The following is a 20,407-nucleotide window of genomic DNA, read 5'->3' as shown; positions in this document are numbered from 1 at the left end:
CCCACAAAAAAGTTAGATGATCGCAGGGCGGCGAGGAGGTTAATCCGCGACGGCCACCACGCAATCTTTCGCGCCAGCGCCCGACTTTGCGCAGGCTGCCAGCGCCCTTGCCCCGTCCCCGCCCGCAATGCCGTAAGTCCCCTGACTTGGAGAAATTGCGAACGCTTTAGGGGCTTTGAGCTTGCGATAGTTCCCCCGCAAAGCTGCTGCGGCTTCGGCAGACAAGCTCAAGGGCGCATTTGACTTTGCCCCTTTCGGCGAAACCTCCAAAACCACCACACATTTGGCAGATGATGCCTTCTTGTTGCTGTCGCAATGCTTAAGTGCCGCGGCACGGGCCGCCTCGATCGAATGATGCTGCCCAGAGGCGTTGAGCCACTCGACAAACAACCCCTCGTCTGGCGACAGCGCCAACGCACCGAAATACGGAATAGAGTCTTTCAGAGACAACACAATTGCCTGCTGCTTTTCGTCCAGAAACGAGGCGTCGGGCAACTCTGCAACAGTACGGTTGCCCTTCGGCAACGCCTTGCGGGCCTCTTTGAAACTCAGCGACTCAGCCGCTGCACTGCTAGCCAATCCAACCAGCACTAACGCCATTGCGCCGCTACGCAGAGTGTGAACCATGCAAGATACCCCCAGATATAGGTTATTGTTAACCGGTATTACGCGCCAAAATGCCCCCAGTCTCAAGGGTGAATTAGCATTGTTTCGATAGCCGTCAAAACTGCCGGTAGTTGCTGGACAGCACCGCTATGACTGATAACGTTATGGACAAATAATTCGGCATGGGGGCTGATGACTATGACACTGAACACCGTATTGGATCAGGTCGACGGGGATTTGGAATCCGCCGTTGCCAGACTATTGGACTTGCTACGGATACCGTCGATCTCAACCGATCCGGCGTATAAAGACGACTGCGACGCAGCCGCCGACTGGCTCGTGGACGACCTGCAAAGCATCGGATTTGACGTCTCCAAGCGTCCCACTCCCGGCCACCCGATGGTTGTCGCGCACGCCGAGGGCGAAGGCCCTCATGTGATGTTCTATGGACACTATGACGTGCAACCGGTTGACCCCCTGGCCCTGTGGAGCAATCCTCCCTTCGAACCTCACTTGGAAGACACAGACAAAGGTCCAGTTATTCGTGGCCGCGGGTCGTCGGACGACAAGGGCCAGTTGATGACCTTCGTCGAAGCTTGCCGCGCGTGGAAAGCTGTGCATGGCTCGCTACCCGCCAAAATCTCTTTGTTCTTTGAAGGCGAGGAAGAAAGCGGCTCGCCGTCCTTGGTGCCGTTCATGCAAGAAAACGCCGATGAGTTGAAAGCTGACATCGCCTTGATTTGCGATACGGGCCTTTTCGGCGACAGCACCCCGGCCATTGTCACCCGCTTGCGCGGGTTGTTGGGCGAAGAGTTGACGATCACAGGCCCCAACAAAGACCTGCACTCCGGTATGTATGGCGGCATCGCCCGCAATCCGATCCGCGTGTTGTCCAAGATCATCGCCAGCCTGCACGATGCTTCTGGCAAAATCATGGTGCCGGGATTCTATGATGGGGTGGAAGAGTTGCCCACTGATATCGCTCAGCAATGGAACGATTTGGGTTTTGACAACGCGGAATTCCTCGGCGAAGTCGGGCTTGGGGTGCCCGCAGGTGAACATGGACGCACCGGCTTGGAAATGATCTGGTCCCGCCCCACCTGCGAGGTGAACGGCATATCCGGTGGCTATCAGGGAGACGGTTTCAAGACAGTGCTGCCGTCGCAGGCTAGTGCGAAAATCTCGTTCCGGCTGGTCCCGGGGCAAGACCCGTTGAAGCTGCGTGAAGCGTTCCGTGCCTTCGTTGAGGCGCAACTACCCGAAGATTGCACTGTTGAATTTAAAGGTCATGGCGCATCCTCAGCCTCCGAGATGTCCACCGATCACCCGGCATTCGAGCAAGCCCGCGCTGCCCTGTCAGATGAATGGCCCAATCCCGCCGCCTTCGTGGGCTGTGGCGGCTCAATCCCGATTGCCGGCCACTTCAAGGATATTTTAGGCATGGATGCCATGCTGATCGGTTTTGCGAAGGATGATGACCAAATCCACTCGCCCAACGAGAAATATGACCTGTCGAGCTTTCACAAAGGCATCCGGTCCTGGGTCCGTGTCTTGGATGCAATGAGCAAGTAGATGGCCTCTCGGCGTGGGTTGTTGGTGCTAGGTGGTTTTGCCACTGCCTACGCACTCATCCGAACCCAACGAGAAACCGTCGCAGATTGGTTCGCCAAAGAGCCGGAGTTTGTGGCGCTTGAGGCCCCAACAGGTTTTCGCCGGATTATCTCAAACGGAAACCAGACAACTGGGGTATTTGATCCATTTGTCGGACTAGATGACGAGGTGTCTGCCCGCCCGTTGAAACTATCTCGCCGTCAGCTATGCGAGGAGCTATATGCCAACGTACCGGCCGATGTCGTCCCGATGGCCTATTTCTCGGATTACAACTGCCCATATTGCCGAGTTCTATCGAAAGACCTTATCGCTCAGGAACGCGACACCGCGCACCCGTCGCGTATTGTGTGGCATGAATTGCCGCTGCTCGGCCCGACGTCACTTCTTGGTGCGCGCGCCGCGCTCGCTGCGGGGTATCAGGGTGCCTATGTTGAGTTTCATAAACGTCTGAACACCGGCGCGGTGCGGATCGGGGATGGCCTGATACAAACTTTGGCAGAAACGCTTGGCGTCGACCATTCCCAGCTTCTCCGCGATATGGAACGTGACGAGATTACGCAGACCTTGCGGCGCTCCAAAGCAGTCGCGGACATGTTTGGGGTGATTGGTACGCCCTTTCTTGTGGTGGGGCGCACCGCCGTTTACGGCAGGATCAGCCCCGCTAGCTTGAACAGACTGGTCGAGATTGAAAGCACGCGCTCACGCCTGTGCTAAAGAGGCAATGCGGTCGTTGATTTGATCTCCTCCATCGACAGCAAGGCAGTGACATTGAAAATCCGGACTTCCGAGATCAGCGCCTGATAGAACACATCATAGGCGCGCGCGTTGGCCACCCTCACCTTCAAGATGTAATCAATGTCACCTGCAAGCCGGTGCGCTTCCAGCACCTCGGGGCGCGCCTGAAGCGCTTGCAGGAATTTCTCCTGCCAATCGCTTTCATGCTCTGACGTGCGGATCAGCACGAAGAAACACGCCTCCAGCCCCAGCTTCTCAGGGTCCAGAACCACGGTATCCTGACGGATCACCCCGGCAGCACGCAACTTCTTGATTCTGTTCCAGACTGGTGTCTTGGAAGAGCCCGTTTTTCGCGCAATTTCATCAAGACTCTGTGAAGCGTCCTCTTGCAGTTGCGCGAGGATGTTCCGGTCCATTGCGTCTACCTGTGCTGCCATTCCCGTTTTCCTTCCATTGCGAAACATGTGTTCCCAAATTCACCACAAACCGAACATTATTCCTTATTGCGCCGCATGGGTAGGCTTTATTAGGAAATTTTTCTAAATATGGGGACAAGCAACGAAGGACGCCTCACATGAAGCACTTTCCGATTTTTATGGCCCTTGAGGGTCGTCGCGTGGTCGTCTCAGGTGGAGGCGAGGCCGCTTTGGCGAAACTACGGCTGCTTCTCAAGACTGAAGCCAACCTGACTGTGATCGCCAGCAACCCCGCACCCGAGATCGCATCATGGGCCGCCAAAGGCCGCCTGACCCTGATCGCACGCCCGATGGAAGCAGGCGACGCTTTGTGCGCCCGCCTGTTCTACGCGGCGAACGAAAATGATGCCGAAGACGCCCGCGTGGCCGATCTGGCAAATCGCGAAGGGGCCTTGGTGAATATCGTCGACAACTTGGAGGACAGTCAGTTCATCACGCCCGCCATGGTGGATCGTGATCCTGTCGTCGTGGCAATCGGCACCGAAGGTGCTGCCCCCGTTTTGGCGCGCGCAATCAAGAAAGACATCGAAGAGCGTCTGTCCCCACGGTTGGGCCTGATGGCGCGGATCGGCAAAGCTTTCCGCGCGAAGGCCGAGGCCCTGCCCTTTGGTGTAAAGCGTCGCGAGTTCTGGGCCGAGTATTACTCCAAAGATATCGCAACCAGCGAAGACGCCAAAACCACGTTGGACGCGTTGCTCGACAAACACCTGTCCGCACACGGGAAAGAAGGACGTGTTGATCTAGTTGGTGCTGGCCCCGGTGACCCCGAGCTGCTGACATTGAAGGCCCGCAAGGCTTTGGATGCGGCCGATGTGGTGATCTATGACCGCCTCGTCGCCCCTGAAATTTTGGAACTGGCCCGTCGCGAGGCCATCATGCTGTCCGCTGGCAAGGAAGGCTTTGGCCCGTCGGTGACACAGGACGCGATCAACGAGATGATCGTCAGCCACGCCCGCAACGGTGCGCATGTGGTCCGCCTCAAGTCAGGTGACCCGACCGTATTTGGCCGTCTCGACGAGGAAATCGAAGCCTGCGAAGCGTCCGGAGTCGCGTGGAGTATCGTGCCCGGCATCACCTCTGCCTCTGCGGCGGTTGCGGCCCTCGGCCAAAGCTTCACCAAACGCGGTCGCAACTCTGGTGTGCGCTTCATCACGGGCCACGACACCAAGGGCTTTGCCGATCACGACTGGAAAACCCTCGCCCGCGCAGGCGAAGTCGCCGCGATCTATATGGGCAAAAAGTCCGCTCGCTTCATCCAAGGCCGCCTGCTGATGCACGGGGCCGACGCGCTGACGCAGGTGACGGTGATCGAGAATGCGTCCCGCCCCGATCAACGCATCCTCGCCACCACCTTGGGCGAGTTGGAGCCAACCTTGACCCAAGCCAATCTGACCGGCCCCGCGCTGGTCTTCCTTGGCCTCGCCCCCCGCGCGGCACTCAACGCCGCACAGCAACACGAATTGGAGGCTGCGATATGAGCAAGCCCTTTACCCCAAAAGTCGTCACCGCCAATGCGTTGCTGGAAGGCGATGTGGTATACCTGACCGCTGACGATCAATGGTCGCGCCAACTTGCCGACGCCGAAGTGATCGAGGACTTGGCCCATGGCGATCTGCGCCTGCTAGACGGCAGTTCGCAACCTGACGTGGTCGTAGGTGTCTACTTGATCGACGTGGCGCTGGAGGACGGCATCCCGCAGCCCACGCATTTTCGCGAAGAGTTCCGCACCCGCGGCCCATCCAATTACAACCACGGCAAACAGGCGGAGTTATTTTAATGTATCAGTACAATGACTTCGACCGCGACTTTCTCGCGGAACGCAACGCCCAGTTTCGCGCCCAGGTGGAACGCCGCATTGACGGCTCCCTGACCGAGGACGAGTTCAAGCCGCTGCGGTTGATGAACGGCCTCTACCTGCAATTGCACGCCTATATGCTGCGTGTGGCGATCCCTTATGGCACGCTGAATGGTGGCCAGATGGACGTATTGGCCGACATCGCAGACAAATGGGACAAGGGCTATGGCCACTTCACCACACGTCAAAATATCCAGTATAACTGGCCGAAACTAAAGGACGTGCCGGATATGCTGGACGCCTTGGGCGAGGTTGGCATGCACGCCATCCAAACCTCCGGCAACACGATCCGCAACGTCACCGCAGACCATTTTGCCGGTGCCGCCAAGGACGAGGTCGCCGACCCGCGCCCGACGGCTGAGTTGCTGCGCCAGTGGTCCACCGACCACCCCGAATTTCAATTCCTGCCCCGTAAGTTCAAGCTGGCTGTCACAGGCTCGGCAAATGATCGCGCCGTGATCAAGGCACACGACATCGGCATTCGCTTGCTGACGCGAGACGGTCAAGAAGGCTATGAAATCATCGTAGGCGGCGGTTTGGGTCGCACGCCGATGATTGGCAAAGTGCTGCGGGAGTTTCTGCCAAAGGCGGATTTGCTGCCCTATTGCGAGGCCATCGTCAGCGTCTACAACCTGCTGGGCCGTCGCGATAACAAATACAAAGCCCGTATCAAGATCACCGTGCACGAGAACGGAATCGAGACCATCCGCGACTTGGTGGAGGAGCGTTTCGCGCTGCTGAAACCTCAGTTCGGTGGTGTTGATCAAAAGATGCTCAAAGACATCGAGGCACAGTTCGCCCTGCCCGAGTTCAAGACCGGCTCCGTCGCGGCCTTCAAGGACGCTTATCACACCGATCCGGTGTTCCGGTCTTGGGCGGATACCAATCTGACGGCGCATAAAAACGACGACTATTCCATCGTGTCGATCTCAATCAAAAAGCATGGCGAAACACCCGGCGATGCGACCTCCGCGCAGATGCGTGAGATGGCTGCGATTGCCCGCGAACTTGCACATAACGAACTTCGTATCAGCCATGAGCAGAATGTTATCCTGCCCCACGTGCACAAATCGCACCTTCCTGCGATCTATGCCAGATTGAAGGCTGTTGATCTGGCGACCGCCAATATCGGTAAGATTTCCGACATCATCGCCTGCCCCGGCATGGATTACTGCGCGCTGGCAACGGCCCGCTCGATCCCTGTGGCGCAGCAAATCGCAACGCGGTTTGACGAGCTGAAGCTGGAGCATGAAATCGGTGATCTGAAGATCAAAATCTCGGGCTGCATCAACGCCTGTGGCCATCACCATGTGGGCCATATCGGCATCCTTGGTTTGGACCGTGCGGGTGTGGAGAACTACCAGATCACGCTTGGCGGCGACCACACCGAGACCGCGGCCGTAGGTGAACGCGCCGGACCGGGCTTCGCATATGACGAGATTGTGCCAGCCATCGAGCGGCTGATTGGTGCCTATTTGGAAAACCGTGAGGATGAAAACGAACGCTTCATCGACGCCTATCGCCGCCTCGGCCTCGCGCCGTTCAAAGCCGCCCTGTATCCGGAGGTCAAAGCCGATGCCGCTTAAAGAACTCGCCGAACGCCGCAACATCCTGCACCGTAAAAGCGGCGCTGAGACAATCTTGAAACATGTCTTGGATGACGTACAAATCGGGCGCGTGGCCATGGTCTCCAGCTTCGGCGCTGAAAGCGTCGTGCTGTTGCATATGGTCAGCCAGATAGCACCGGACACGCCCATCCTGTTTCTGGACACCGAGATGCTGTTTCCCGAAACACTGACCTATCAGCGCGAGGTCGCGGACCTTTTGAGGCTCACCGATGTGCGGGTCATTCGCCCGTCACGTGCAAAACTGCTGGAGAGCGACGTCGACAGCATTTTGCACACCATCGACCCTGACGCCTGCTGTTCCTTGCGCAAAACTCAGCCGCTGGAAGAGGCATTGGCAGAGTTTGACGGCTGGATCACCGGTCGCAAGCGGGCGCATGGCGGTGCACGTGCGCAACTGCCGTTGTATGAAAAACAGGACCGCAAGATCAAGGTGAACCCTTTGGCCAGCTGGGACACGGCTCAAATCGCCAGCTATTTGGACAAGCACGACCTGCCCCGCCACCCATTGGTGGCACGCGGCTTCACCTCCATCGGGTGCACACCGTGCACCACCAAGGTCGCCGCAGGGGAAGACCCGCGCGCTGGCCGCTGGCGGGGTATGGAGAAATCCGAATGCGGCATTCACATTGTGGATGGCAAAGTCGTCAGACGGGAGAACGCAGCATGAGCACGATCATCACAGACACCGGATTCGCCCCCGACACTTGGGACCGCGGCTTTACCGCTTTGGCGGATATGCCCGCCAATGACACACCGTGTTGCATAGATATCCCTGCGGACGCCAATCCGCTGGGTTTGGCCAACCGCTTGGGCAAGATCAAGATGATCCGCGTCGATTTCCCCAGTTCTGCCGACGGACGCGGTTTCACCATTGCGCGCAATTTGCGCCTGATGGGGTTCAACGGGCGTCTACGTGCGCGGGGCCATGTCATCGCGGACCAGTACGCTATGGCGCGTCGTTCAGGATTTGATGAGATTGAGGTCGACGATGACCTTGCCGCGCGTCAGCCCGAGAAACAATGGCTCGCGCGGGCCGATTGGAAGGCGCACAATTATCAAGCCCGCCTGCGCGGCTGAACGTCCTATTTAACACTTGGTCAAAGATCACTAGAAAGGCCGGTGAGGGTATGCCTCGCCGGACAATTGCCATGAATGAAGTAACCGCTATGAACGCACCTGTAAAAGCCGTCCCCACCCTGCCCGACGCCCAAACCGTCACCGAGGTGAAGCACTGGACCGACCGCCTGTTCTCTTTTCGCGTGACGCGCCCGGCGTCTTTGCGCTTCCGCTCCGGCGAGTTCGTGATGATCGGCCTGATGGGTGACCCGAACCCAGACACCGGCAAGCAAAAACCGCTGCTACGGGCCTATTCCATCGCCTCCCCCAGCTGGGATGAGGAGTTGGAGTTCTACTCGATCAAGGTGCAGGACGGCCCGCTGACCTCCAAGCTGCAACACATCAAAGTGGGTGACGAAATCATCCTGCGCCCCAAACCCGTTGGCACGCTGGTCCATGACGCTTTGCTTCCGGGCAAACGGTTGTGGTTCTTTGCCACCGGCACCGGCTTCGCGCCGTTCGCGTCCTTGTTGCGCGACCCGCAAACTTACGAGGACTATGACGAGGTCATCATCACCCATACCTGCCGCGAAGTTGCAGAGTTGGAGTATGGCCGCCAGTTGATCGAAGAAATCCGCACCGACGAATTGCTGGGCGAGTTGATCGGTGAGGAAAACCTCAAGAAGTTGGTCTACTACCCGACGACCACGCGCGAAGAGAGCCCGAAGATGGGCCGCGTTACGGACAAGCTGCGCTCGGGCGAGCTGTTCGAGGAGCTGGGCGTTCCCCCCATGTCACCCGAGACCGACCGCGCGATGGTCTGTGGCTCCATCGGCCTGAATATGGACCTCAAGGAAATCTTCGAAGGCTTCGGTCTAGAGGAAGGTGCCAATAGCGATCCCAAGCATTACGTGGTCGAAAAAGCCTTTGTGGGCTGAGGCCTTCCACAGAAGTACACATAAAAAACGCCGCCTCGGATGATCCGACGCGGCGTTTTTTTTGGCGCGGCACTCGGCCCGACAAGGGCCAAGCACTGCGACAAGGTTTATTGACCCATTGCCGCTTTGACTTGGTCCAGAATACCAGACAACATTTCCGGATTGTCCCGCGCTTTCTCCAAGCCAGTTTTCAGTGTGGACTTCATCAACGCGTTCATTTCCGAGCCTTCAACCATCTCGACCACTTTGTCGTAGTCAAAGCCGTCAACTGTCAGCGCCTCAGCCGTGTCCCCGGCTGCGGTGGCCTCGGTAGTGGCTTCTGCGGCAGTTTCGGTAGCGGCGTCTGTCGCCTCTGTGGCTGCTTCGGTGGCTGTATCCACAGTGTTTGACGCTGCATCTGCAGCCTCGTTTGCGGCTTCGGTGGTCGCTTCGGTTGCATCAGACACGGTGTCCGACACTGCGTTCGACGCATCAGAGGCTGCTTCTGTGGTTGTCTCTGTTGCGGTGTCTACAGCGTCGCTCGCCGCTTCGGTTGTTGCTTCTGCCGCATCGCTTGCGGCCTCGACTGCATCAGAAGCAGTGTCAGCTACTGCATTTGCGGCATCGGATGCTGCGTCAGTTGCCGTCTCAGTCGCTTCAGTTGCAGTGTCTGCAACAACATTGGCCGCATCCGAGGCGGCTTCGGTTGCGTTCTCTACCGCGCCCTCAACAGCTTCGGCAGCATCAGAAGCAGCTTCGGTTGTCGCCTCAACAGCGTCAGAGGCAGCTTCGGTGGTCGCCTCAACTGCGTCAGACGCTGCCTCGGTAGCGCCCTCAACAGTTTCGGTCACAGCTTCGGTTGTGGCTTCTGCAGCATCGGACGCAGCTTCGGTGGTCGTATCGACTGCACCCTCAACTGCGGATGTTGCGTCGCCAGCTGTTTCTTTCACAGCATCCATGGCGTCGCCATCTTTGTTCATCCAAGCATAACCGCCCACACCAATCAGTGCGAGCACGACGATGACAATAATTCCACGTTGCATAATTCAATTAGTCCCTTTGATTGTGCAGGGATGACCCCCACCTTCTGCGACGAGCTATGGCATAGGATTGCCGGTTACAACGGGGTTTCGCTAGAGTTTTTCCCCGTCTGGAGCAAATGGGCGGAAAACCGACTTGTAGGACGGGCCTATGACCTCTATTTTGACGTCTCGAAACAATTGAAACCAAAGAAGGACTTCAGGCCATAGCTCGCAGACCACACAATGCGCCACCCGTGCGTGAAACCGGACCGCGCGTCAACGACCGCATCCGCTCTGATGAAATTCGCCTTATTGGCGCAGAAGGTGAAAACGTGGGCGTAGTAACGCCCGCCCGAGCGATGGCCATGGCCGATGAAGCCGGGCTTGACCTGGTAGAAATCTCACCAAACGCCAGCCCGCCTGTTTGCAAGATCATGGATTTCGGCAAGTATAAGTACGAAACCCAGAAAAAAGAGGCCGAGGCCCGCAAGAAGCAAAAGATCATCGAGATCAAAGAGGTCAAGTTCCGCCCGAACACGGATACCAATGACTACGACGTGAAAATGCGCAATGTTTTCAAGTTTCTCGACAATGGCGACAAAGTGAAAGTCACCCTGCGTTTCCGTGGCCGCGAGATGGCACACGTCAATCTGGGGCGTGAGTTGCTGGAACGCGTCGCCGCAGACATCGAAGGCCACGGCAAGGTTGAAAACTTCCCGAAAATGGAGGGCCGTCAGATGATTATGCTGATCGGGCCTCTGAAGACCTAACCCGCTGCACCTTGTTTTAATTGAAAGCCCCGATGGCCTGCTGGCCGTCGGGGCTTTTTCTTTGTTAGCTTCGCTTCGGGTTGCGGGGCTGCGGGCGACTTGGGATTTCCTTTAGCAGTCCGCCTACGCCCATCCCCATGATATCTTGCGCACTCACAGGGACGCCACAAATCAGCCGTTCCAACACCCAATCTGCCCCGTTCAGCGCAGGTGAACGGGCACATCCGGGTAATCCGATCACAGGCTTGCCGCCAAGATCACCAATGAAAAGCAAATTTCCCGGATCCACTGGCATCCCGAAATGGGCAACCGCGCCACCCGCCAGCCGGACCGCCTCGGGCGCGGTGTCGCGCAGATCAGACGTTGCGGATGCGGTGAGGATCAAGATCATATCCCCTTCGGCCTGACGCAATGCAGCTGATAGGGCCGCAGTATCGTGAGGGCATCGCACCGGCTCATCCATGACCGCCCCAAGCGACTTGACCCGATTGCGGATAACTTTGGCGCCTTTTTGTGACACCGGTGCAGCAAGCGTGGTTTCGATGAAGCTCGCACGGCGCACGCTTGCCACGGCCAGACTTAGCGCTTTGTCGCCTGCAGCTTGAGCCTGCTCCAAGGCGTGTTTTGGCACCCCATACGCAATGATCTTAACAGTCGCGACCATGCCGCCCTGCTCCATTCTGTGCAGGTTAGGCACCGTGGAGACGGTAATCACCGGATGGATCGCATTTAGCGAGTTAATGGCCTCAACATCTATTTGAACAACACCAGGGGCGACCGCAAAGATGTTGCAACGCCCCGTTCCGACGGGTCCAATCCGCAAGTGAGCACCCAATTCATCAGGCACCAAAGCCAGCGCCAGAGCCAGAGCCGCATCGTCTTCGTGCACATCGTCAGCCCCAAGCCGTGCAACTGTTATTTCGGACAGATCTGCTGCTTCGAGCAGGGCAATGTGGGATGGCTCCAACACCAATCCTTTACGCAATCTTTGCCCTTCGATTTGCACTGAATGGGCAAGGATTGCCCCAAGAGCATTCTGCGGTGGGACTGGTCCGAACTCCATCAGCCTTGCCGTAACGTCTGGATAATTTGCGCCATGATGCTGACTGCAATCTCCGCAGGCGATTTCGCCCCTATGTCGAGGCCCACGGGTGCGTGGATACGTCCGATCTGTGCCTCGTCAAAACCTGCCTCCGTCAGCCGCGATGCGCGTTTGGCATGGGTGCGGGTGGAACCAAGGCAGCCAAGATAGAAGCAATCCGAATTCAACGCAGCTTGGATGGCAGGGTCGTCCAACTTCGGATCATGGGTCAGGGTCACGATTGCAGTGCGCGTGTCGATGTCGAACGCGCTTAGCGCTGCATCCGGCCAATCATGAACCAGCGCCGTGTCAGGGAAACGAGCAGCGCTGGCAAAGGCCTCTCGTGGGTCGATAAGCACTGGCGCGAAGCCAGCTGCGCGCGCCATGGGCAGCAGGCATTGTGCGATATGAACGCCCCCGATGACGGCCATACGCAACGGCGGATTATGGATGGCAACAAAGAGACTGCCTTCAAACCCGGATTTGTCAGACCGGAAGCGTTCCGGAAAAGCCTCCGCCCCCGCCAATGCACGCTCCCAGCTTTGGGTGTCGACCGTGTAAGCAATCGGGATGGACTCCGCACGGGCCTCCACCAGCTTGGCCAACATATCCTCGGGAATCGCAGCGCCGACAGGTTCAACCAACACGCGGATGGTACCGCCACAGGCCAAACCCACGGCAAAGGCCTCATCATCAGACACACCGTATTCCAGAAGGCGCGGCTTTCCGTCCTCCAGGGCATCCATGGCCTCAACGACGACGGCCCCCTCGACGCAGCCGCCAGAGACGGACCCCATAATGTCCCCCTGCCCCGAAATCGCCAATTGCGAGCCGACGGGGCGCGGGGCGGATCCCCAGGTTTCAACCACCGTCGCGATGGCGACACCTACGCCATTGCGGTGCCAGTCCAGTGCAAGTGCCGGAATATCATTCAAGTCAGTCGTCACGATATATCCTTGTCAGAAAACAGTTATTACGGCTTGATCGCACGTCAATGTAGGCCACATCGGCGCGGTCGAAAAGCGTGGCGGCGTAAGATTCGAGCTGCGTGCAAGTGGTAATCTGTCCGGTGCCATAGATGATCCGGTTGTCTGAGGAATAGGCCTTCAGCAGGTAGTCTGGCGAACTCTTCAGAATGGGCGGTGCCCCTGCGTCCTCATACGGCGCACAAGCCTTTGCACACAGGAATATCGGCCCCAATTCCGCGTATGGCTGCGGCTCAGGAAAGGGTCGCGCCGCCAGAACAAGCATCGCGGCGCCGTCGGGAACTTGCGCAAGACAGCACCGACACGGTTTGCCATGCCCGTCGCTGATTGCGTGTTCTGCGGGTTGGCCATTGGCGTCAGGCCCACCTGCCCGTACGGCATCGACGAAAGCTTGCTCATAAGGTGTGTAGCGCATGATATTCTCCTTTGTCTGCGCCTTTTATGCTTGCTAGATGAACGAAAACGCGACCCGCTCCTTGCGCTAAAGCAGCGCCATCAACCGCGCCTTCTCGCCCACATCATCCGGCCGCGAAATCGCATCAGCCAAATCTTCCAGCGCCGCGATATTGTGGCCAGCTCGGAAGCTGTCGACATGGGGCAACATAGCTCTGATACCGTGTGCTTTCGGCGCAAACTCTTCCCACCGTAGCAACGGGTTCAGCCAGATCACCCTTCTGGCTGTGAGCTGCAAACGGCGCATCTCTTTCTCGAGTGCGGTGGGATCATCACGGTCCAACCCGTCAGTGATCAGCAAAACAACCGCCCCGTTGCCCATGACCCGACGCGACCAATCGCGATTGAACTGGTGCAGGCAGGTGCCGATCTTGGTGCCACCCTCCCAATCCTGAGCTTGAGCCCCCGCTGCGGCCAAAGCCGCATCGACGTCACGGGTGGCCAAATGGCGGGTGATATTGGTCAGCTGCGTGCCGAAGGTGAAGGCGTGAACCTTCGCCCAACCCGCGCCCTTCTCGTTGCTGACCGCATGCAAGAAGTGCAGCACGGCGCGCGAATATTGCGACATGGAGCCTGAAATATCGCACAGCGCAACGAGATTGGGCCAGCGTTCGCGCCGCGCCTTCAACGCAAAGCTCTGCATCTCGCCCCCATGGCGCATCGCGGTGCGCAACGTGGCGGGGCCGTCTATCAAGGGACCGTTCGGACTAAGACGTGTACGACGCGAAACCAGCGGCTTCACAGGTAGCGTCAGCTTAGCGAGCATCCGCTTGGCCGCCGCCATCTCGGCGTTGCTCATTAGCTCAAAATCGAGGCTGCGAAGCCTTTCTTCACCAGACATCGTGCGCGAGGCGTCGATCTCGATCTCCGTCTCCTCACCCTCTTCCTCCTCGCGTTCAATCTCGCGGTTTATCCCATCCAGCAACGCCTCTGCCGCCCGCTTCTCAGCGGGCTTTGCCTTCTGCTCTTCCTGGACGCCGCGTATCATCGGGCTTAACGCCGCAATCATGTGTTCCAGATAGCGCGGGTCTCGCCAGAAAAGTCGGAATATCTGAGCGAAAGTCGTGCGGTGTTCTGGTCGCGAGACGAAGCAGGCTTGAAGAACATAAAAGAAATCGTGCTTGCGCGTGAACCCCACGGCCTCCACCGCGCGGATGGCGTCAATAACGCGGCCCGGCCCAACCGGAATACCCGCCGCGCGCAACGCGCGGGCGAACCACGTGATGTTATCGGCGAGCTTGCCGTCTTCGGGGATGTTGAGCGTCGGACATTCGGGCATAGAGGCAATCAATCTGAGGGGACCACTGCGAGTTCGTAACGACTGGGGCCAGCCGAGTATATCGTATGCACCTTGAAATAAATTCGGTCGCCAAAGTCGGTTTTGATCTCAAGATACCTCGCGCCGTCGGTCGTTCTTATCCACCCTTTGTGCTCTTCGCGCGCGTTGTACGCCTCAAGGCGTACTTCCTTTCCCGACACCTGCTTCAACATAATCTGATCCCCCCGGACGCCCCCCTCGGGGACTGGCATAACAAACCAGTCGGGCTCGTCTTTGAACACTTCTCCTTTCACGCGCTGCCCATGTAGAATCTTGTTTGGAGCACTTTGTTCGTTGTTCGGTTCAACCTCCTCAACTACTTTCGCACCTGAGAGAAGAACTGGATCAGCGGGCGAAACCTCGCCAGGCTTATCGCTTGGGTTAGCTCGGTTCGTGGGCGCTTTTGGCTGCGTAATCAGTGGAATTGTCTCTTTCTGTTCCTTCACGAACAGGGGCAACGACATAAACGCCGCACCGACCAAAAACACCAGCAGGCCCGCGGACGAGCTTTCAAATTTAAGCCCAAAAAGTTCGATCTTAGCCGCTCCCTCAGCCTTTGGGCGCAGAAGCAAATAAAGCCCGACCCCCGCAAAGGCTGCGCCCGCAATCATAAAAATAATTAGCTTGGTGCCATCTAGGGCTTCGAAATTCATGGGCCCCTCCTTTTGTAATCTGTCTCAAGACTATCCTTTAAACAGATTTCGCGCCAGTTTTACGCGTCAGCCAATTCCTCACGAACCTCTTCGAGGATGCGCTTGGCCTCGGAGCCTTGGATTTTCTGGATGTCGTCTTGGTATTTTAAAATCGCCCCAAGCGTGTCCGCAATGACTTCGGGACTCATGGCAATGACGTCGAGGGCCAGCAAACATTTTGCCCAATCGATGGTTTCCGCCACGCCGGGGGATTTGAACAGGTCCTCCTTGCGCAGGCGTTGCACAAAGCCGACGATCTCGCGGCTCAGGGCTTCCTGCGCTTCGGGTGCGCGGGCGTGAAGGATCGCCATTTCACGATCGAAATCGGGGTAGTCGACCCAATGATACAGGCAGCGGCGCTTGAGCGCGTCGTGCACCTCGCGGGTGCGGTTCGACGTCAGGATCACGATGGGCGGTTCTGCGGCTTTGATCGTCCCAAGCTCTGGAATGGTGACTTGGAAGTCTGACAACGCCTCCATCAAGAACGCCTCGAACGGGGCGTCGGTGCGGTCCAGTTCGTCGATCAGCAGTACCGGTGGGCCACCTTCCTGCGGTTGCATCGCTTCCAACAAGGGGCGAGCGGTCAAATAGTCGTCAGAGAACAGTTCCGCTTGCAACGCCTCACGGTCGGTAGTCCCCGTGGCCTCAGCCGTGCGTATGGCCACCATTTGCGCGGGGAAGTTCCATTCGTAGACGGCAGAGGACGCGTCCAACCCCTCATAGCATTGCAACCGGATCAAGCGACGGCCCAGCGACGCGGCAATAGCCTTTGCTATCTCCGTCTTGCCGGTTCCCGCTTCTCCTTCCAGAAACATCGGGCGACCCAGCTTCAGCGACAAGAAAACCACCGTCGCCAGCGCCCTGCCGCAGATGTAGTTCTCCTGCGCAAGCAATGCGATGGCTTCGTCGATGGACCTAGGCAATTGCGTCATTGATATCTCCTCGTTGCGACATAGCTGCATCTCGGATCACCGCCGTCAAGCATTGCCCCCCACCAAGCGCGACTATAGTCTAAGCTAAACGCTGCATTTGGAGTTGCACCATGAACGTCACCCGCCAAATTTCTGCAAAAGACGCCCCCGACATGGCGCGTTTCGACTGGGAAGACCCCTTCCGCCTCGAGGACCAACTGACCGAAGACGAGCGCATGTTGCGCGACGCGGCCCGCAGTTTTGCCGACACCGAACTCGCCCCGAAGGTGATCGACGCCTACCGCGAAGAGACCGTTGATCCCGGCATGTTCAAAGCCATGGGGTCTGCGGGACTGTTGGGCCTGACGGTGCCGGAGCAATACGGCGGCTTGGGCGCGTCCTATGTGACCTATGGGCTGGTGGCCCGCGAGATCGAACGGGTGGATTCGGGGTATCGCTCGATGATGTCGGTGCAATCCTCCTTGGTGATGTATCCGATCTATGCCTATGGCTCCGAGGAGCAGCGCCAGAAATACCTGCCGGGCTTGGCATCGGGCGATCTGATTGGCTGCTTCGGGCTGACCGAACCCGATGCGGGCTCCGACCCTGCGGGCATGAAGACCGTCGCTAGAAAAACTGACACCGGCTACGTATTGAACGGCGCGAAGATGTGGATTTCCAACTCCCCCTTCGCGGATGTGTTCGTTGTCTGGGCCAAATCCGAGGCCCATGGTGGAAAAATACGCGGCTTCGTGCTGGAGAAAGGCATGGACGGGCTGTCCGCGCCGAAAATCGGCGGCAAGCTGTCCTTGCGCGCCTCCACCACCGGTGAGATCGTGATGAAAGATGTGGCCGTGGGCGAAGACGCCCTGCTGCCGAATGTCGAAGGCTTGAAAGGTCCGTTCGGCTGCCTGAACCGAGCACGCTACGGCATCTCCTGGGGTGTTTTGGGGGCGGCGGAGTTCTGTATGTATGCTGCGCGTCAATACGGGCTGGACCGCAAGCAGTTTAACAAACCATTGGCGCAAACACAGCTTTATCAAAAGAAGTTGGCAGATATGCTGACCGAGATTTCGCTGGGGCTGCAAGCCTCCTTGCGCGTTGGTCGCCTGATGGACGAGGGCCGCGCCGCGCCCGAGATGATCTCGCTGGTCAAACGCAACAACTGTGGCAAGGCGCTGGATATGGCACGCATGTCGCGCGACATGCATGGCGGCAACGGCATTCAGGAAGACTACCAGATCATGCGTCACATGCTGAACCTTGAGACAGTGAACACCTACGAGGGCACGCATGATGTCCACGCGCTGATTCTGGGCCGCGCGGTCACGGGGCTTCAGGCGTTTTTCTAAAAGCTAAACATTAGAGCTTGAAACGGGGCGGTCGCTTGGCCGCCCTTTTTCGTTCTCTAGGCGGTCAAAAGTTATTTCTGATCTTTTTAGTCGGAAACACTTGCATCCCTCGTGAGATGTAGTAACCAATCAAAACAGTAAGAAATACCAACCCAAACTGGATCGCTAAAAATGACCAAAACAACCGCAACCTTCCCGTTGATCTTGGCCGCCACCCTTGGCGCTGCCCTGCCTGCGCTTGCCGCCGATGAATTGAATCTCTATTCGGCCCGCCATTACGACACGGACGAGCGTCTTTATTCCGACTTCACCAAGGCCACAGGCATCACCATCAACCGCATCGAGGGCAAGGCAGACGAACTGCTGACCCGCATGAAGGCGGAAGGCGCAAACTCTCCGGCTGATATCTTGATCACCGTCGATACCTCCCGCCTGAAGCGCGCCAAGGATGCGGGCGTGCTGCAATCCGTGGACAGCGACGTGCTGGAAGCCGCCGTCCCCGCCAACCTGCAAGACAGTGACAACCAATGGTTTGGCGTGTCGCAACGCGCACGGATCATCTTCTACGACAAGGCCGCCGTCGCGAACCCGCCCGCCACCTACGCTGACCTTGCTGACCCTGCCTACAAGGGCATGGTGTGCATCCGGTCCTCGTCGAACACCTACAACCAGACTCTGCTGGCCTCAATCGTCGAGCATGAAGGCGAGGAAGCCGCCAAAGCTTGGGCGCAAGGCGTCGTCGACAACATGGCGCGCGCGCCACAGGGCGGTGACACCGATCAGCTGCGTGGCATCGTCTCTGGCGAATGTGCCATCGCAGTGTCCAACACCTACTACTTCGCCCGTGCGATCCGCACCGATGTGGACGGCGTATCCGCTGACATCGAACGTATCGGTTGGGTCTTCCCGGACCAGAACGGCAACGGCGCGCATGTGAACCTGTCCGGCGCTGGTATTGCCAAGCATGCACCAAACCGCGAAAACGCGGTGAAGTTCATGGAATACCTCGTCTCCGAGCAAGCGCAGAGCTACTTCGCGGACGGCAATGACGAATACCCTGTCGTTGCGGGTTTCAAGGGCAACGCGGCTGTTCAGAAGCTGGGGGAATTCAAGGCTGACGAGGTGGATCTATCTGCCGTGGCGACCAAGCTGCCAGTGGCACTTGAGATATTCAATCAGGTTGGTTGGGAATAAACCCCGCCCCCACAAACACTCCAAGGCGCGGTGGGAAACCTCCGCGCCTTTTTATTTGCGGCGGACTTGGCGGCAGATCAAGATGACGGGCAGCAGCCCGATGGCGACAATCACCAAAGATGGCACCGCCGCCCCCTCCAACCGCTCGTCCGAGGCCAGGCGATACGCCTGCACCGCCAGCGTGTCATAGTTGAACGGGCGCAGGATCAGGGTCGCGGGAAGTTCCTTCATCACGTCCACGAACACGATCAAAAGCGCGGTCAAAAGGCTGGGCCGCAGGATCGGGAAATGCACGCGGCGCAAAGTCCCAAATGCCGTCTGCCCTAAAGCCCGCGAGGCCATATCCATATTCGCGTTCACCGCCACCTGTCCGCCCTCATAGGCGCCCAAAGCTGCGGCAAGGAAGCGGATCATATAGGCCGCGATCAGCAACCAGATAGAGCCGGTGATCAGCAATCCGGTCGAGATATCGAACGTCGCCCGCATCCACGCATCCAGCGCGTTGTCGAAATTGGCGAACGGCACCATCAGCCCCACCGCGATCACCCCGCCGGGCACGGCGTAGCCCAAACGCGCAATCGACGTGGACAAACGCGACAACAGCCCGTCATCAAGGCGTTGCAAATATCCAAGTGTTACCGCCGCGGCGAGCGTCACCAAGGCCGCGATCATCGCAAGCGTGATCGAATTCAAAGCAAACGACACATAGCGCGGCGAGAACAGGTTCTGCTCGCTGCCAAATCCCATAATCAGCAAGGCCGCACCCGGCACGACCCAACCAAAGATCACTGGAATCGCGCACAGCGCCATCGCGCCCCATTTCGCCCAGCCTTCCAGTTCGATTGCCGCCATCGGTTCTTGGCGTTTGGAGCTGTCGTGGTATTTAGCCCGTCCACGGCTGGACCGCTCCAGCACCGCTAAAACCAGCGCCACCATCAAGATGCCAAGCGCCAGTTGCGCCGCCCCTGCCCGATCTCCCAGCGAGAACCAGCTCGTGTAAATGCCTGTCGCGAAGGTTTGCACACCGAAATAGGCAACGGTGCCGAAATCGGCGATCGTCTCCATCACCGCCAGCAAGACCCCCGACGCAATCGCGGGCCGCGCCATTGGAATGGAGACGCGCAGAAAGGCCTGCCACGGCTTCTTCCCCAAGGCGCGTGCGGCCAGAAAGGACGTCGCACTTTGTTGCAGGAACGCGGCTCGCGCCAGCAGGTAGACATAGGGGTACAAGACCAAGATCAGCATGACCGCCGCCCCGCCCAAAGAGCGTATTTCAGGGAACCAGTAATCCCGCGCGCCCCAGCCGGTCACATCTCGCAGTGTAGATTGCACGATGCCGGGATGGTCCAGCAAATGGGTGTAGGCATAGGCCAGCACGTAGGCTGGGAATGCCAGTGGAATGACCAAAGCGATCTCGAGCAGCTTGCGACCGGGAAACTCTGTCATCGTCACCAGCCACGCAGCACCCGTGCCGATCATCAGCGTTCCGATGGACACCATCAGCACCAGCAAGGCGGTGGTGGCCGTATAACGCTCCAGCACCGTATCCGCGAGATGCTCCAGCGTCTCGCTCCCTCCGGTCAACGCAGCCAAGGCAACGGCGATCATCGGTAGCAGGCACACGGTCGCGAGTACTACCGCCGCGCGGCGCAGGCTTTTGGGACCGGTGATGGTCTGACGGGGGCGGTTCAGCTTCAACATTGCACCCCGTCTCTACAATCGCAGGCTGGTGATGGGAAGGGAT

General features: G+C 58.3%; 21 protein-coding genes. 11 read left to right on the top strand and 10 right to left on the bottom strand.

Translation table 11 applies throughout. The features are described 5' to 3' along the window. Positions 1-39: 39 nt before the first annotated feature. On the bottom strand, positions 40-627 hold the full coding sequence (locus tag BCF46_RS12425; protein WP_121024743.1) for a 5-aminolevulic acid synthase: 588 nt from the start codon (positions 625-627) through the stop codon (positions 40-42). A gap of 177 nt (positions 628-804) precedes the next feature. Between BCF46_RS12425 and BCF46_RS12420 the strand changes: the two genes are divergently transcribed. Together BCF46_RS12420 and BCF46_RS12415 are read left to right on the top strand one after the other, a co-directional pair. Then, a complete protein-coding gene (locus BCF46_RS12420) occupies positions 805-2,178 on the top strand; it encodes a M20/M25/M40 family metallo-hydrolase (RefSeq protein ID WP_121024742.1) in 1,374 nt (457 codons plus the stop codon). After that, positions 2,179-2,931 (top strand): DsbA family protein, encoded by a 753-nt coding sequence (locus BCF46_RS12415; protein ID WP_121024739.1) that lies wholly within the window; start codon positions 2,179-2,181, stop codon positions 2,929-2,931. Here BCF46_RS12415 and BCF46_RS12410 read toward each other — a convergent pair. Continuing rightward, positions 2,928-3,389, bottom strand: coding sequence for an Lrp/AsnC family transcriptional regulator (locus BCF46_RS12410; RefSeq protein ID WP_121024737.1), 462 nt, complete (start codon positions 3,387-3,389; stop codon positions 2,928-2,930). The genes BCF46_RS12415 and BCF46_RS12410 overlap by 4 nt on opposite strands. Before the next feature lie 137 nt (positions 3,390-3,526). Between BCF46_RS12410 and cysG the strand changes: the two genes are divergently transcribed. The 6 genes from cysG to BCF46_RS12380 all read left to right on the top strand — a co-directional run bounded on the left by cysG (position 3,527) and on the right by BCF46_RS12380 (position 8,905). Further along, complete coding sequence (gene cysG, locus BCF46_RS12405; protein ID WP_121024735.1) at positions 3,527-4,906, top strand: siroheme synthase CysG; 1,380 nt, start codon at positions 3,527-3,529, stop codon at positions 4,904-4,906. Continuing rightward, positions 4,903-5,205, top strand: a complete 303-nt coding sequence (locus tag BCF46_RS12400) for a DUF2849 domain-containing protein (protein WP_121024734.1) — start codon at positions 4,903-4,905, stop codon at positions 5,203-5,205. The genes cysG and BCF46_RS12400 overlap by 4 nt, the downstream gene beginning before the upstream one ends. Then, positions 5,205-6,869, top strand: coding sequence for a nitrite/sulfite reductase (locus BCF46_RS12395; protein ID WP_121024732.1), 1,665 nt, complete (start codon positions 5,205-5,207; stop codon positions 6,867-6,869). Before BCF46_RS12400 ends, BCF46_RS12395 begins: the two co-directional genes overlap by 1 nt. Then, on the top strand, positions 6,859-7,578 hold the full coding sequence (locus tag BCF46_RS12390; protein ID WP_121024730.1) for a phosphoadenylyl-sulfate reductase: 720 nt from the start codon (positions 6,859-6,861) through the stop codon (positions 7,576-7,578). The genes BCF46_RS12395 and BCF46_RS12390 overlap by 11 nt, the downstream gene beginning before the upstream one ends. Further along, on the top strand, positions 7,575-7,988 hold the full coding sequence (locus BCF46_RS12385) for a DUF934 domain-containing protein (protein ID WP_121024728.1): 414 nt from the start codon (positions 7,575-7,577) through the stop codon (positions 7,986-7,988). The genes BCF46_RS12390 and BCF46_RS12385 overlap by 4 nt, the downstream gene beginning before the upstream one ends. Before the next feature lie 71 nt (positions 7,989-8,059). Next, positions 8,060-8,905 (top strand): ferredoxin--NADP reductase, encoded by an 846-nt coding sequence (locus BCF46_RS12380; RefSeq protein WP_121024726.1) that lies wholly within the window; start codon positions 8,060-8,062, stop codon positions 8,903-8,905. A gap of 107 nt (positions 8,906-9,012) precedes the next feature. Here BCF46_RS12380 and BCF46_RS12375 read toward each other — a convergent pair whose 3' ends face one another. After that, the gene (locus BCF46_RS12375) at positions 9,013-9,927 is read right to left on the bottom strand and encodes a hypothetical protein (RefSeq protein ID WP_121024724.1); all 915 of its coding nucleotides are present in this window, start codon (positions 9,925-9,927) and stop codon (positions 9,013-9,015) included. Between the two features lie 233 nt (positions 9,928-10,160). Between BCF46_RS12375 and infC the strand changes: the two genes are divergently transcribed. Next, positions 10,161-10,676 (top strand): translation initiation factor IF-3, encoded by a 516-nt coding sequence (gene infC, locus BCF46_RS12370; protein ID WP_245990104.1) that lies wholly within the window; start codon positions 10,161-10,163, stop codon positions 10,674-10,676. Between the two features lie 64 nt (positions 10,677-10,740). On the opposite strand, the gene BCF46_RS12365 is transcribed toward infC, so the two are convergent. The 6 genes from BCF46_RS12365 to BCF46_RS12340 all read right to left on the bottom strand — a co-directional run bounded on the left by BCF46_RS12365 (position 10,741) and on the right by BCF46_RS12340 (position 16,138). After that, on the bottom strand, positions 10,741-11,739 hold the full coding sequence (locus tag BCF46_RS12365; protein ID WP_121024714.1) for a molybdopterin-binding protein: 999 nt from the start codon (positions 11,737-11,739) through the stop codon (positions 10,741-10,743). Further along, the gene (locus BCF46_RS12360) at positions 11,739-12,704 is read right to left on the bottom strand and encodes an XdhC family protein (RefSeq protein WP_245990103.1); all 966 of its coding nucleotides are present in this window, start codon (positions 12,702-12,704) and stop codon (positions 11,739-11,741) included. The genes BCF46_RS12365 and BCF46_RS12360 overlap by 1 nt, the downstream gene beginning before the upstream one ends. Continuing rightward, positions 12,694-13,158: a DUF1203 domain-containing protein gene (locus BCF46_RS12355; RefSeq protein WP_121024712.1), complete on the bottom strand. Its 465-nt coding sequence runs from the start codon at positions 13,156-13,158 to the stop codon at positions 12,694-12,696. Before BCF46_RS12355 ends, BCF46_RS12360 begins: the two co-directional genes overlap by 11 nt. A gap of 66 nt (positions 13,159-13,224) precedes the next feature. Beyond that, positions 13,225-14,475: a vWA domain-containing protein gene (locus BCF46_RS12350; RefSeq protein ID WP_121024710.1), complete on the bottom strand. Its 1,251-nt coding sequence runs from the start codon at positions 14,473-14,475 to the stop codon at positions 13,225-13,227. A gap of 8 nt (positions 14,476-14,483) precedes the next feature. Further along, positions 14,484-15,167 (bottom strand): hypothetical protein, encoded by a 684-nt coding sequence (locus tag BCF46_RS12345; RefSeq protein WP_121024708.1) that lies wholly within the window; start codon positions 15,165-15,167, stop codon positions 14,484-14,486. A 59-nt stretch (positions 15,168-15,226) separates the two neighbouring features. Continuing rightward, a complete protein-coding gene (locus BCF46_RS12340; RefSeq protein ID WP_121024706.1) occupies positions 15,227-16,138 on the bottom strand; it encodes an AAA family ATPase in 912 nt (303 codons plus the stop codon). Between the two features lie 110 nt (positions 16,139-16,248). Between BCF46_RS12340 and BCF46_RS12335 the strand changes: the two genes are divergently transcribed. Together BCF46_RS12335 and BCF46_RS12330 are read left to right on the top strand one after the other, a co-directional pair. After that, on the top strand, positions 16,249-17,469 hold the full coding sequence (locus BCF46_RS12335; protein ID WP_121024704.1) for an acyl-CoA dehydrogenase: 1,221 nt from the start codon (positions 16,249-16,251) through the stop codon (positions 17,467-17,469). Between the two features lie 171 nt (positions 17,470-17,640). Beyond that, entirely contained in the window at positions 17,641-18,663 is a 1,023-nt protein-coding gene (locus tag BCF46_RS12330) for an extracellular solute-binding protein (protein WP_121024702.1), read from the top strand. Between the two features lie 51 nt (positions 18,664-18,714). Here the strand turns inward: BCF46_RS12330 and BCF46_RS12325 are convergent, their stop codons facing one another. Continuing rightward, positions 18,715-20,364 carry an ABC transporter permease gene (locus tag BCF46_RS12325; protein WP_121024700.1) on the bottom strand — a complete coding sequence of 550 codons (1,650 nt, stop codon included), beginning with the start codon at positions 20,362-20,364 and terminating at the stop codon, positions 18,715-18,717. Positions 20,365-20,407 lie beyond the last annotated feature (43 nt).

Source organism: Litoreibacter meonggei, assembly GCF_003663885.1.
Lineage (GTDB): Bacteria > Pseudomonadota > Alphaproteobacteria > Rhodobacterales > Rhodobacteraceae > Litoreibacter > Litoreibacter meonggei.
This window is presented reverse-complemented; position numbering and strand designations above follow the sequence as displayed.